Genomic DNA, 12,933 nt, shown 5'->3' with positions numbered 1-12,933 from the left:
CGGACCGGGGCGGCTCACTTGGCGGCCTTCCGGGGCGGGTTCGGTGAGTCCGGGGCGGTTTCGGTGAGGTGGGCGAGCTCGCGCCGGATGTTCTCCCGGGCCCGCTCCTCCCACTCCCGTGTTCCGTACGGCGTCCTGAACAGCCTTGGCAGGTCGAGGAGTTGGCGCAGCACGGCTGCCCGGCCCGCCCGGAACGCCTCGTCCGGGACGAAGGCGTACTCCTCGCGGACGGCGGCGGTGTAGGCGGCGTAGGTGTCCGGGGCCGCGGCGAGGATCGCGAGGTCGGCGTCGCAGAGGACCTGGCCGTTGCGGTCGTCGTCGGCCGGGGCGTGGGTGACGGTGAGCCGGACCAGACGCCCGACCTCGACCGACTTCTCCTCTCCCGCCCCGGCCTCGGCGAGGGCGCGTTCGGCGAGGCGGGCGGAGCGTTCCTCGTTCTCGGAGCGGTCGGGGAGGTAGACGGCGTCGTGGAACCAGGCGGCGAGGCGGACGAGCGCGGGGTCGTCCGCGTACTCTTCCAGTACGTCGATGTGGTCGAGGACCGCGGTGAGGTGCGCGACGGTGTGATAGCGGCGCTGTGGCTCCTGCCAGCGGGCGAGGAGGTTGTCCGCGTACGGGGCGGGGTCGGGGCCGCCGGGGGAACGGGCGCCGTCGAGGGCATGGGACCAGCGGGTGCGCAGCGCGTCGAGGTCGGGCATACGCCGATTCTCCCGCTTGGGCGGCTTGGCCCCTAGCGTGGAGCGCATGACGACTCCTGCTGACGTGTACGAGGCGAGGGATCCCGGGCTGCCGGGGCGGCTGTTGACCGTTGAGCGCGACGCGCTGATACCGCTGCTGCGGGCCCGGCCGGGGGAGGACTTCGGGCTGCCGACCGCGTGTCCTGGGTGGACCGTGCGGGATGTGCTCGCGCACTGCGGGGCCGCGCTGACCCGGGTGGTGGAGAGTCGGTTCGAGGAGGGGGTGTTCTCGCCCGAGGCGAACGACCGTGACATCGCCGAGCGGGCCGGCTGGTCCGTGGGGGAGATCGTGGACGAGCTGGAGCGGGGGATGAGTGAGGCGGGGAGGGTGATCGCCGGCGCGGGCGGGGTGCTGGATGGGGTCGCGCTCGGGGAGTGGGTGCATGCGGGGGATGTGCGTGAGGCGTTCGGGGAGCCGGGGGCGTATGCGGGGGCGGGACTTCCGTATGCGTTGACCTTGCTCGCGCGCGTCAGCCGCGAGAGGGGGCATGTCCCTGTGCACGCCGACCTCGACGATCTGGACGAGCCGTTGCGGTTGGGCGGCGTGGCGGGGGATCGGCCGCCGGCGCGCTACATCGGTGACGCCCCGACACTGATCCGGCTGTACGCCGGCCGTCCTGTTTCCGGCACGGGGTACGAGTTGGCCGGGGCGGCCGAGCGGGACCTGAACATCTTCGGCTGACGCGTCACCATGACAGCGCCCCCTCCCCGGAGCTCCGCCCCCGGGGACAGGGGGTTCCTCGAACGCCGGACGGGCTGAGGCTTTCAGGGGCGCGGGGAACTGCGCGATCAGCCCCCGCCGCTGGTGTGCCCCGGTGAACGGCGAGGCCTTCTCGCGGTGGTCGCCGGGCGCGGCGTACCCTGAGATTGGACTAGACCTGTAGCCGCCCCAGAGGAAGAGGTCCCATGAGCGAGCGCAAGCGTGCAGTTCTGGAGGTGATCGCCCTCGGCGTGGAGGACGCGGTCGCCGCCCGGGCCGGAGGCGCCGACCGGCTGGAGCTGGTCACTGACATGGCCGCCGACGGGCTCACCCCGGCGGTGGAGACCTTCGCCGGGATCCGCGCCGCCGTCGACATCTCGCTGCGCGTGATGCTGAGGCGTGCGGACGGCTTCGCGGCGGGCGGCGCCAAGGGCATCGACGCGCTCGTACGGGTCGCGGGGGAGATGCGGGCCGCCGGAGCGGACGAGTTCGTGCTCGGCTTCCTCGACGAGCACGGCGGTCCCGACCTGTCCGCCGTGGAGCGGATCGTCGCCGAACTGGACGGCTGCCCCTGGACGTTCCACCGCGCGATCGACCGCGCCGCCGACCGGGACTCCCTGCGCAAGCAGCTCGCGGACCTGCCGGGCCTGGACGCGTACCTCACGGCGGGTTCCCCGGACGGCGTGGACGACGGTTTCCCGACCCTCCTCGCCGAGGCCGCCCGCCGCACCGAACCCGGTTACGAGCCGCGGATCATGGTGGGCGGCGGGCTGCGTCTCGATCATGTTCCTCGGCTGAGGGCCGCGGGGATCGACGCCTTCCACATCGGTGGGGCGGCCCGGCCCGGCGGATGGAACGAGCCGGTGACGGTGGCGGCCGTACGGGAGTGGCGGCAGGCCCTGGACGCGTAGCGGCCGGCATCGGCATGAAGAGCCGTGCGGAGTCGTTGAAGCGTCGTGAAGAGCACGGCCGTACGCGTGCCGCGCCGTTGTCGAAGGGCCCGCCAGGCCCGGACGGGCGCTAGCCCAGTTGCTGCGGCAGCGGGGCCGCGTGGGTGACGGTCAGGCCCGAGACCGCTCGGGTCAGGGCCACGTACAGGCGGCGCAGTCCGGTGCGCTCGTCCGGCTCGCCGTCGACCACGGCCCGCGGCTCGTCCAGGACCACATAGTCGTACTCCAGGCCCTTGGCGAGGGAGGCGGGGACGAGGGTGAGGCGGGTCTGAGCCGTCGTCTCCTCGCCGGGGCCCAGGTACGTCAGGCCCGCCGCCGTCAGCGCCTCGGTGAGCGCCGGGATCCGGGCGTCGGCGGCGATGAGACCGACCGAACCCTCGTTGCGCAGCAACTCCTCGCACGCGTCCACGACCTGCTCGTCGGCGGTCGTCGGCCGCACCTCGAAGAAGCCCGGGTTCTCACGGACCGACGCCACCGGGGTCAGGCCCGGCGCGATGTGCGGCAGCAGTCGGGAGGCGTAGGTGATGACGTCGGTGGGGACGCGGAAACCGGCGGTCAGCTCCTCGATCACCGCTTCCCCCTTGCCGAGGTGCGCGAGCGCCTCGTCCCAACTCCGTGTCGCCCAGGGGGTCGTGCCCTGTGCGAGGTCGCCGAGCACAGTCGCCGAACCCGTCGTGCAGCGCCGCCCCACCGCCCGGTACTGCATCGGCGACAGATCCTGCGCCTCGTCGAGCACGACATGGCCGAGGGAGTGGGTGCGCTGGACGAGATCGGTGGCCTCGTCGATCAGTACGGCGTCGGCGGGCGACCACCTGGCCGACTTCACCGACCGCACCGGCTTCGACCAGAGGATCTCCTTCTGTTCGTCCTCGTCGAGGATTCCGTCCGCGTGGACGGCCAGGAAGTCGGCGTCGGTGAGCAGGCGAAGGACCAGCTTGGCGGGGTCGACCGGCGGCCAGATCGCCTTGACGGCCACCTTCACCGCGGTGTTGCGGGCCACGGCGTCCTGCACCCGGTCGTCCGGTGCCTCGCCCGAGCGCTCCATCTGGACCAGCACGGCGTGCGCGATCCGCTGCGGAAGGGCCTCGCGGGCGGCGCCGTACCGGATGTCGCGGTCCAGCAACTCCCCGACGATCGTCTCGAGTTCGTACGCCGGGACACGCCAGCGCCGCGACCCGCGCACGACCACGACGCCCTCGGTCGGGAGCGTCACGTGCGAGCGGACGGCCCGGCGCAGCACCTCGGCCATCCGGGCGTCGCCCTTGACGACGGCGGCGGTCGCGTCGTCCGTCCCGCGTACCTCCACATGCGCGACGAGGTCGTCGACCGTCGCCTGCTTGACCTCGAGCTCGCCCAGCGCGGGCAACACCTGCTCGATGTAGTGCAGGAAGGACTTGTTCGGCCCGATGACCAGGGTGCCGGTGCGGGCCAGCCGCTCCCGGTGGGCGTAGAGGAGGTAGGCGACGCGGTGCAGGCCGACGGCCGTCTTCCCGGTGCCGGGGCCGCCCTGCACGCAGACGGAGCCCGCGAGACCCGACCGTACGATCTCGTCCTGTTCCGGCTGGATGGTCGCCACGATGTCCCGCATCGGGCCGACGCGCGGGCGCTCGATCTCCTGCTGGAGCAGCTTGCTGGTCGCCGCGGCCTCGGAGGGGTCGGACAGGTGCTCGTCCTCGTACGCCGTGAGGTCGCCGCCGGTGTACCCGAAGCGGCGGCGCAGTCCGACGTCCATCGGGTCCTTCTTCGAGGCCCGGTAGAACGGCTGCGACACCGGCGCGCGCCAGTCGATGACCATCGGGTCGCCCTCGGCGTCGTGCACATGCCGGCGCCCGATGTAGAAACGCTCACCCTCCGCGCCCTCGGCCTTGTCGGCGCCGGGTGCGTGCAGATAGTCGAGCCGGCCGAAGAACAGCGGGGTGTGGCTGAGGTCGGCGAGGGCCTTGATCCGCTCGTCGATCTGGTGCTGGAGGACCGCGGCGTTCACCCAGTTCGCGGTGACGTCCGCGATGTCGAGGTTCTCCACGTCCTCGCGCATCGCGCGCAGTGCCGCGCGGGACGAGCCGAGGTGGGCGCGCTCGCGGGAGAGGGGGTCCTGGGCGGGTGGGGTGGACAACGTGGTGCCTCCGGAAGACCTGCTGCGTGTGAGTGGGTACGGCGGTCGAGCCGTTGGATGCTGTCCGGTTTCCGGCCGGGCGGCGGCACTCCGTCGAGGGAGGCGGGCAAGAGCGGAGATTCTAGGTCAGGGGAGGAGGTCCGGGCCAACTCTTTTTCGCGGATCGCTCGCGGCATCGTTCGTGGAAGCGTTCGCGGCGTCCTGCGCGGCATCAGGGATGCGACCCCCATATCCCTAGGGGTCGCCGTCCGTCGTGAGGCGTACACGCAGAGGCCTGGAGGCGTACGAGGGGCCGGCGAGGTTCGGTCCATAGGCCGACGCCATAGGGGGTCGCGCATTCCATCATGGATACATGAGCGCAGCAACCTTCACCCCAGGCCCTTCCCAGCGCGGTCCCGCCGCTCATGGCGCGACCGCCTTCTCCGCCGTCCACCACCGCCACCGTGTCGGCGACGCCCTGCACGCCGTCAAGGTCTTCGTGGGCGCGGCGTTCGGCGTGGTGCTCCTCGGTGAGTACGAGGAGGAGGCGGGCGTACGACGCCGGTGAGCCGTCCGCCGGGGTGAACCGTCGCGGCACTAGGGTCGCTCCGTGCTTCAGCGGAACGTGACCGATCGCTCACTCGACGAAGTTCTCCCGTTCTCCGACCCTCGTCTCTCCGTCCCTCGTCTCTCCGTCCCCCGTTTCTCCGTCTCCCGCTTCCCCGCGTCTCTTCTTCCCTTCCTCCTGCTTGCCACTTCCCTCGCCGCGTTCGCCGCGCTGTGTCTTCTCCGGCGCACCCCGATGGCCGACGCGCTCGTCTACCGGGCCGAGGGTGCGGCCGTCGTCCACGGCACGGATCTCTACGGGTTCACCGTCACCGAGTGGCAGCTGCCCGCCACGTACCCGCCCTTCGCGGCGGTCCTCTTCGTCCCGCTGACCTGGCTCCCGCTGCCCGTCCTCAAGGCCGCCTTCGTCGCCGGGAACGTGGCCCTGCTGGCCGTGCTGGTCCGGCTCTCCTGCCGTCTCGCGGGCCTGCCGACGCGGCTGCCCGCGCTCTGCGCCGCCACCGCGCTCGCCCTGTGGCTCGAACCCGTCTTCCAGAGCGTGCTCTTCGGCCAGATCAACCTCGCCGTCGCCTGTCTGATCCTCTGGGACCTGACACGGCCGCCCGGCGCCCCCGGCAAGGGCATCGCACTCGGCATCGCGGCCGGGGTGAAACTGACCCCCGCCGTCTTCGTGGCGTATCTGCTGCTCAGGGGCCGGCGACGGGAAGCGGCCACCGCTGTGGCGGCCTTCGCCGGGACCGTACTCCTGGGAGCGCTCGCCCTTCCCGGCGCGAGCGTCGACTTCTGGACCCGGCGGCTCTACGAGACCGGCCGCGTCGGCAAGGTGTGGATCGTCGACAACCAGTCGCTCCAGGGGCTGATCGCGCGGGCGCTGGGGGACCCGGCACCAGGTCCGCTGTGGGCCGTACCCGCGCTGGCCGTCGCGTCGGCGGGACTGTGGCTGGCCCGCCGCGCGCGCACCGACCGCGAGGGCGTCCTCGTCACCGCCCTCACGGCCCTGCTGATCTCACCCATCAGCTGGTCGCACCACTGGGTGTGGTGCGTCCCGCTGATCGCCGTGCTGTACGCCGAACACGGCCCGCGCCCGGCCACCGCCACCGCCGCGGTCTTCGCGGCCCGCACCCTCTGGCTGGTCCCCCACCAGGGCGATCTGGACCTTCGTCTGCCCTGGTGGCAGCAGCCGTTCGCCTCGCCGTACCCCCTGCTGGGGCTGGTACTGCTGGTTCAGTTGTCGGCCAGGAGCTCGTCGGCGTCGACGATCCGGTAGGCGTACCCCTGCTCCGCCAGGAACCGCTGCCGATGGGCGGCGAAGTCCTGGTCGATGGTGTCGCGGGCGACGACGGAGTAGAAGTGCGCCTGGTGGCCGTCGGCCTTCGGGCGCAGCACGCGGCCCAGGCGCTGGGCCTCCTCCTGGCGCGAGCCGAAGGTGCCCGACACCTGGATGGCGACGGTCGCCTCCGGCAGGTCGATGGAGAAGTTGGCGACCTTCGACACGACGAGCACGCTGATCTCGCCCTCCCGGAAGGCGTCGAACAGCTTCTCCCGCTGCGCGTTGCTGGTCTCACCCTTGATGACGGGCGCGTTCAAGTGCTCGCCCAGCTCGTCGAGTTGGTCGATGTACTGGCCGATCACGAGGATCTGCTGCCCCGCGAACTTCCGTACCAGCGCCTCGGTCACCTTTCGCTTGGTCGCGGTCGTCGCGCAGAAGCGGTACTTCTCCTCGGTCTCGGCGGTGGCGTACGCGAGCCGCTCGGAGTCGGTGAGATTGACGCGGACCTCGACACAGTCGGCGGGCGCGATGTACCCCTGCGCCTCGATCTCCTTCCAGGGCGCGTCGAACCGCTTGGGCCCGATGAGCGAGAAGACGTCCGACTCGCGCCCGTCCTCGCGGACCAGGGTCGCGGTCAGGCCCAGCCGCCGTCGCGCCTGGAGATCGGCCGTGAACTTGAAGACGGGCGCGGGCAGCAGGTGCACCTCGTCGTAGACGATGAGTCCCCAGTCCCGGGAGTCGAACAGCTCCAGGTGGGGATAGACGCCCTTCCGCTTGGTCGTCAGCACCTGGTAGGTGGCGATGGTGACCGGGCGGATCTCCTTCCTCGTCCCGCTGTACTCGCCGATCTCGTCCTCGGTCAGCGAGGTCCGCTTCACCAGCTCGTGCTTCCACTGCCGGGCGGAGACGGTGTTGGTGACGAGGATGAGCGTGGTGGCCTTGGCCTGCGCCATGGACCCGGCGCCGACGAGCGTCTTCCCGGCTCCGCAGGGCAGGACGACAACGCCCGACCCGCCGTGCCAGAAGTTCTCCACGGCCTGCTTCTGGTACGGCCGCAGCGCCCAGCCGTCCTCCGCCAGCTCGATCGGGTGCGCCTCCCCGTCGACGTAACCGGCGAGGTCCTCGGCCGGCCAGCCCAGCTTCAGCAGCGTCTGCTTGATCTGCCCGCGCTCGGAGGGGTGCACGGCCACGGTGTCCGGGTCGATCCGGTTGCCGACGAGCGGGATGATCCGCTTCGACCGCAGGATCTCCTCCAGGACGGGCCGGTCGGTGGTGGTCAGCACCAGCCCGTGGGCCGGGTGCTTGCTGAGGGTGAGACGGCCGTAGCGGTCCATCGTCTCGGCGATGTCGACGAGCAGCGCGTGCGGCACGGGGTAGCGGCTGAACTCGACGAGCGCGTCGACGACCTGCTCGGCGTCGTGGCCCGCGGCACGCGCGTTCCACAGGCCGAGCGGCGTCACCCGGTAGGTGTGGATGTGCTCGGGCGCGCGCTCCAGCTCGGCGAACGGCGCGATGGCCCGACGGCAGGCGTCGGCCTGCTCGTGGTCGACTTCCAGGAGCAGGGTCTTGTCACTCTGGACGATGAGGGGTCCGTTCACACCCGTCCCTTTCTGCGTGCCGTCACCCCGCGCGGATGACCGGCCAAACGTCCAGTGTGCCTCAAGGGGCGGTGATCACGGCTGGTCGTCGGCGAGCTCGGCGACCCCCGTCACGCGGTGCAACGGATAGGTGCGGACCTCGTCCGCGGTGTGGTCGTACGCCGTCACGAAGCCGCCCTCCACCCGGATCGGGGCGATCACGCGCTGGCTGGCGGCGCCCTCGGCGTTCACGTACCCGATCCACACCGCCTCACCGGTCATGACGGCTGCCTGCATGGTGGCGAGGGTCTCGGCGGAGCTGGTGCGCGGCAGCTCGCCGGTTCCCGGCGCCGGTGCCTGCGTGTCCTTGCGCGGGGCCGTGGAGGCCAGGTCACCGGCGCGGATGGCGCGGATCGCGGCACCGAGGAGGGTGGCGTCGGGCACCGGCGGACCGTCCGGGACCGGCACGGGGGCGGAGCGCGGCGGGGTGCGGTGGGCGTGCGCGCGGGTGATCAGCACATCGCCCTCGGCGGACTCCGCGGCGGGCGCGAAGCCCATCGAGCGCAGACCCTCCAGCAGGGCCGCCGGGTCGGCCTGGGCGGCGAGCACGGTGGGTGCGAGGCGGCGCAGCCGCAGTCCCTGCGAGCGCTTGTCGGCGAGGATCTCGCTCAGCAGCGCGTCGTCGTCGCAGCGGACGTACGCCGAGGCCGCCCCGATCCGCAGATGGCCGTGCCGGCGCGCCACGTCGTCGATCAGATAGGCGAGCGGCTGCGGGACGGGCGTGCGGGAGTGGGCCGCGAGGAACGCGTGCAGGTCCGAGGCCGACCGGCCCGCGTCCAGAGCCCGCCGTACCGAACCCGGGGTGAAGCGGTAGACCGTCGCCCCGCCCTTCGACTCGACGTCCGCGAGCACGCCGAGCGTGTCGGCGAGGGGCCGCTCCAGCGGGCCGGGGGCGACGGCGGTCAGGTCCGCCTGGAGGAGGACGTGGTCCAGGGGCTCGGGCAGCAGCGGGGCGAGGAGCCGGGCGGCGTGGGCGACGGCGGCGGCCTGCTCGGCGGGGGAGCGCGGGGTTTCGGAGAGGGGGGCCTCGACGGCGGGGCGGTGGTGCTTGTGGGCGGGGAGCTTGTCGCCGGGACCGGACGGGGCGCGCGTCCCGGTCTCCCGCACGCTCGCCGACGGCAGCCCCAGCAGCGCCCGCCCCTGCGCCGAGAGGGCGCCCCGGCCGGTGACTCCCAGCAGCTCCGACTCGGACAGCGTCCACCGGGCGAGCCGGGCCCGCAGATCCTCGGCCGTGCTCCGGTCCCCGCGCAGCGGCCGCTCCCACTGGAGGTGGGCGAGGACCGAGTCCGGGGTGGCGGCGGCGCCCTCGGGCAGGGTGGCGAGGAGGGTAAGGACGCGGTGGCGGACCTCGGGGGCCGCCGAGCGGTCGAGGCCGGGCCCCAGCGCCGACAACGTACGGTCCTTCGTGTCCCGCCCGCCGATCAGGCCCGCCGTACGGGTCGCGGCCAGCCACGTCGAGGCGAGCGTCGCCCACCGTTCGGCGGCGGGCCTCTCCAGCCACTCGTCATAGGCGGGGGTGGCCGCGTACCGCTCGTCGGCCTCCCCGTCCGAGGCCAGCAGTCCCGCCGCGTAGGCGAGCTCGACCCAGAACGCGGCCACCGGCTCCGCGACGTCCAGCGCCACCGCCGTCCGCTTCAGGTCCCGCACGCTGAGCCCACCGGCGCGCAGTACGGCGGGCCCGCCCTCGTGCCAGTCCTTCAGCAGCTCCTCGACGGTGGCGAGCGCCGTGTACGCCTGGCCCGCCGCCGCACTGTCCACAACCTGTGGACGGTGCGTCCGCACTGCCTCGACCGCCGGGGCCACCGGTTCCGTCGCCCGGTGCGCGCGGCCCGCCCGCAGATGCAGGGCGACCTCCCGGGGCAGTACGACCGTGCCGGGCGCCGTCGGCAGCAGCAGCCCGCGGTCGATCAGCCAGCGCAGATGGCGTGCCGGGTCGGCGGTCACCTGGCCGTACGGCGGGCCCCACACCAGCCGGGACAGCACGTCCACCGCCTCGGCGGGGGCGGTGTCGAGGAGCGCCGACATCCGGGCCCGGTCGGTGAACAGCGCGGTGAGCGAGGCGACGGCGGAGACGGAGTCGTGGGTGGTCGGCAGTCCGGCCTCGGCCACGATCTCCTGGATGCGCCCCGGGGACATCCCGGCCGTGGCTTCGGCGACGGCCGGGCCCAGGCCGGTGGGGGACGGGTGCTGAGGAGACGGCGCGAGCAGCTCGCGCGCCGTCCGTACGAGGCGCAGGCGCTCGTCGGGGCCCCACACCAGGGCCTGCTCGCGCAGCGTCCCCAGAGCGCGCGGGAACGCCGCCGTGACCGCCGGGTCCTTGTCGTCGCCCGCCAGCAGTGCGAGCAGTTCGTCGTGCGTCGCCGGGTCCGACGCGACGGCGAGGGCCTCCGCGGTCTGGAGCGCGAACCGGTCCAGGCGCTCCAGGGCGCGGACCACCGAGGCGCGGGTGCCGGCGCGGGTGGCGAGCTGGGTGAGGTCCGAGGGGACGGGGGTGATGAGGTCGGGGCGGGTGCGGAGGAGGGCCGACAGGGAGGCGTCGTCCCGGGCGCGGAGGGCTTCCGCGAGGGAGCGCGGAGCGGTGCCCTGCGGGGCGCGGTCCGGCGTGGGGTGCTCCTCTGTGCTCATCCGCTCAACGGTAGTGGTTTCTCGCCCCCGCCGCCCCTACCCACCCCATCCCCGGGGCTAGGCCCCGGACCCCGGGTGTGTTGCCCGGCCGCGGGTGAGTGGGGGCTTGGCGCGCGGTTCCCCGCGCCCCCACCCGGGGGTGTGGGGGCGAGGAACTCGGGGTCTACGCGGTACCGTCGTGGCCACGGGGTCTACAACGTGCGCGCCCCGGAGGGGACTTCGTGGGGATTGAGAGCGACCAGCTCGTATTCGACTATCTGAGCCGCGTCGGAGACCTGGCCCAGCAGCGCCAGCTGCCCTCGGCCACCCGCATGCGACTCGTGTCGGAGCTGCGCAACGAGATCGACCGACGCCGGGCGAAGGCCCCCGTCGACAGCCCGGCCGCCGTCCGCCGCATCCTCTCCCGCCTCGGCACCCCGGACGACATCGTCACCGCCGCCCGCGAGGGCGCCCCCGGGGCCGGTACGGACACCTGGGCCGCCGTCCCCACCCAGCGTGCCGGCGAGGACGCCGACCGCCCCAAGGGCCTGCGCCGAGTCGTCCCGAGGCCGCGCCCGGCGGAACCGAAACCCACGCCCCGCCCCACCGAGGCCGACGACGCCCCCTCCCCGCCCCACCTCGCGAGCACGCACGAACTGGGCGACAGCTCCGCGGATCCGGACTGGTGGCGCAAGGACACCAGCCCGTTCGGGCTGGGGGACAGCGTGCCGGGATTCGTCGGCGGCGTGGAGATCCCCGAGCTGCTCAAACCGCCACCGAGGCACGAGGACGACGACGAGGACGCGACCGGGGACGAGGGCGAGGACGATCAGGCCAAGTCCGCCAAGTCCGCCAAGTCCTCCGGGTCTTCCAAGCCCTCCAAGCCGGTCAAGCCGCCCAAGGCCGAGAAGTCCGCCCCCGTCGAAGACCCCGACGTCGCCGCCGCGCCCCGTCGCCGGCTCCCCCGCCCCGGCAACTGGAGCAACCCCCTCCTTCTGCTGGCCGCCGTCCTCCTCGTCGTCGGCGCCGCCCTCGGCAACTGGTTCGCCCTCGGCCTCGGCTGGCTCATCGCCTGGGCCTCCCGCCGGCTGAGCCCCGTCGAGTCGAAGTGGGCCGTGCTCGGCATGCCGGGGCTGGCCGTGACGGCGGGCGTCGTCTGGCTGTGGGGCCGTACGGACGGCCGCTGGGGCGATCCGATCGTCAAGGGGCACATGAACGAGGCGGTCGCGCAGACCTGGCCGTGGGTGGTCAGGGGCGCGGCCGTGGCCTCGGCGCTGTACCTGGTGTGGCGCTCCCAGCGACGCCGCTGACCCGCACGGCCGACCGCCACCGGCCCTCACATGGGCACAGGGACGCGTGGGCACAATGGTCCATATGCCTATCGCATCGACGACCCCCCGGACCCCCCACCTGCTGACCGTCGGCTTCGACCTCGACATGACCCTGATCGACTCCCGCCCCGGCATCCACTCCTGCTATCAGGCACTTTCCAAGCGCACGGGGACGTACATCGACTGCGACCTGGCCGTCACGCGGCTCGGACCGCCGCTGGCGGAGGAGTTGGCCAACTGGTTCCCGGCGGACCAGGTGCCCGCGATCGCCGACCTCTACCGCGAGATGTACCCCGTGCACGCTATCGCGGGCACACTCGCGATGCCCGGCGCCCGCGAGGCCGTCGCGGCGGTCCGCGCGGCGGGCGGGCGCGCGGTCGTCGTCACCGCGAAATGGGAGCCCAACGCGAAGCTGCATCTGGACCACCTGGGCATCGACGCCGACGCGGTCGTCGGCAACCTGTGGGCCGAGCAGAAGGCGCAGGCGCTGCGGGAGCACGGCGCGAGCGTGTACGTCGGCGACCACACCGGCGACGTCCGCGGCGCGCGCACCGCGGACGCGTACTCCGTCGCGGTCGCCACCGGCCCGTGCGACGCGGCGGAGTTGCGCGAGGCGGGCGCGGATGTCGTGCTGGCCGACCTGACGGAGTTCCCGGCGTGGCTGAGCGACTACCGGGGGGATTACCGGGAGGCCGTACGGGCCTGATTCGCGCGGGCCTGACGGCGTCCCGCGGCGATGGACCGGAACACCCCCGCCGCGGCGATCAGAAAGCCGACGCCCATGAGCATGCTCAAGCCGAACATGTACGTCGGAAAAGGCGTCGTATGGAGGAGTAGCGGGGCCACGGTGACGAGTGTGGCCACGGCTCCGACGAAGAACACGATGGCACCGGCACGGATCAGCCGGTCACCGGGCTCTGCGGAATTCGCTTGGGTTTTGTCACGCACCGGACCAGGGTAGTTCCCAGCGCGAAGGAACAATCCGGCGACGTCTTGTCACCGGCCCCGGGACCATTAGCCTTGGTACCGGCGGGTCCGACGACCC

General features: G+C 72.9%; 11 protein-coding genes. 6 read left to right on the top strand and 5 right to left on the bottom strand.

Features of this window, described 5'->3' with window-relative positions:
- Positions 1-14 precede the first annotated feature (14 nt).
- Complete coding sequence (locus ACZ7M2_RS20185) at positions 15-698, bottom strand: HD domain-containing protein (RefSeq protein ID WP_471596537.1); 684 nt, start codon at positions 696-698, stop codon at positions 15-17.
- Between the two features lie 46 nt (positions 699-744).
- On the opposite strand from ACZ7M2_RS20185, the gene ACZ7M2_RS20180 reads away from it, so the two are divergent.
- A complete protein-coding gene (locus tag ACZ7M2_RS20180; protein ID WP_471596395.1) occupies positions 745-1,419 on the top strand; it encodes a maleylpyruvate isomerase family mycothiol-dependent enzyme in 675 nt (224 codons plus the stop codon).
- Between the two features lie 224 nt (positions 1,420-1,643).
- Complete coding sequence (locus ACZ7M2_RS20175; protein ID WP_471596394.1) at positions 1,644-2,348, top strand: copper homeostasis protein CutC; 705 nt, start codon at positions 1,644-1,646, stop codon at positions 2,346-2,348.
- 109 nt (positions 2,349-2,457) lie between these two features.
- On the opposite strand, the gene ACZ7M2_RS20170 is transcribed toward ACZ7M2_RS20175, so the two are convergent.
- A complete protein-coding gene (locus ACZ7M2_RS20170) occupies positions 2,458-4,422 on the bottom strand; it encodes a HelD family protein (RefSeq protein ID WP_471596536.1) in 1,965 nt (654 codons plus the stop codon).
- A gap of 430 nt (positions 4,423-4,852) precedes the next feature.
- Between ACZ7M2_RS20170 and ACZ7M2_RS20165 the strand changes: the two genes are divergently transcribed.
- The gene (locus tag ACZ7M2_RS20165) at positions 4,853-5,047 is read left to right on the top strand and encodes a hypothetical protein (RefSeq protein ID WP_067371831.1); all 195 of its coding nucleotides are present in this window, start codon (positions 4,853-4,855) and stop codon (positions 5,045-5,047) included.
- A 177-nt stretch (positions 5,048-5,224) separates the two neighbouring features.
- Positions 5,225-6,313, top strand: coding sequence for a glycosyltransferase 87 family protein (locus tag ACZ7M2_RS20160; protein WP_471596535.1), 1,089 nt, complete (start codon positions 5,225-5,227; stop codon positions 6,311-6,313).
- Here the strand turns inward: ACZ7M2_RS20160 and ACZ7M2_RS20155 are convergent.
- On the bottom strand, positions 6,271-7,914 hold the full coding sequence (locus tag ACZ7M2_RS20155; protein ID WP_351308044.1) for a DNA repair helicase XPB: 1,644 nt from the start codon (positions 7,912-7,914) through the stop codon (positions 6,271-6,273). The two genes, ACZ7M2_RS20160 and ACZ7M2_RS20155, sit on opposite strands and share 43 nt — an antisense overlap.
- Before the next feature lie 75 nt (positions 7,915-7,989).
- On the bottom strand, positions 7,990-10,578 hold the full coding sequence (locus ACZ7M2_RS20150; protein WP_471596393.1) for a helicase-associated domain-containing protein: 2,589 nt from the start codon (positions 10,576-10,578) through the stop codon (positions 7,990-7,992).
- Between the two features lie 221 nt (positions 10,579-10,799).
- Here ACZ7M2_RS20150 and ACZ7M2_RS20145 point away from each other — a divergent pair, with 221 nt between their 5' ends.
- Positions 10,800-11,867 (top strand): hypothetical protein, encoded by a 1,068-nt coding sequence (locus tag ACZ7M2_RS20145; protein WP_471596392.1) that lies wholly within the window; start codon positions 10,800-10,802, stop codon positions 11,865-11,867.
- A gap of 55 nt (positions 11,868-11,922) precedes the next feature.
- Positions 11,923-12,594: an HAD family hydrolase gene (locus ACZ7M2_RS20140; protein WP_471596391.1), complete on the top strand. Its 672-nt coding sequence runs from the start codon at positions 11,923-11,925 to the stop codon at positions 12,592-12,594.
- Here ACZ7M2_RS20140 and ACZ7M2_RS20135 read toward each other — a convergent pair.
- Positions 12,570-12,836: a hypothetical protein gene (locus ACZ7M2_RS20135; RefSeq protein ID WP_471596390.1), complete on the bottom strand. Its 267-nt coding sequence runs from the start codon at positions 12,834-12,836 to the stop codon at positions 12,570-12,572. The genes ACZ7M2_RS20140 and ACZ7M2_RS20135 overlap by 25 nt on opposite strands.
- Positions 12,837-12,933 lie beyond the last annotated feature (97 nt).

Source organism: Streptomyces sp. NPDC111507, assembly GCF_055638955.1.
Note: the sequence above shows the minus strand (reverse complement) of the source record. Positions and strands in the feature narration are given on the sequence as shown.

Coding starts and splice junctions, on each gene's coding strand:
- ACZ7M2_RS20175 (WP_471596394.1), top strand. CDS start 1,644: ATGAGCGAGCGCAAGCGTGCAGTTCTGGAGGTGATCGCCCTCGGCGTG.
- ACZ7M2_RS20180 (WP_471596395.1), top strand. CDS start 745: ATGACGACTCCTGCTGACGTGTACGAGGCGAGGGATCCCGGGCTGCCG.
- ACZ7M2_RS20185 (WP_471596537.1), bottom strand. CDS start 698: ATGCCCGACCTCGACGCGCTGCGCACCCGCTGGTCCCATGCCCTCGAC.
- ACZ7M2_RS20140 (WP_471596391.1), top strand. CDS start 11,923: ATGGTCCATATGCCTATCGCATCGACGACCCCCCGGACCCCCCACCTG.
- ACZ7M2_RS20150 (WP_471596393.1), bottom strand. CDS start 10,578: ATGAGCACAGAGGAGCACCCCACGCCGGACCGCGCCCCGCAGGGCACC.
- ACZ7M2_RS20170 (WP_471596536.1), bottom strand. CDS start 4,422: ATGCGCGAGGACGTGGAGAACCTCGACATCGCGGACGTCACCGCGAAC.
- ACZ7M2_RS20165 (WP_067371831.1), top strand. CDS start 4,853: ATGAGCGCAGCAACCTTCACCCCAGGCCCTTCCCAGCGCGGTCCCGCC.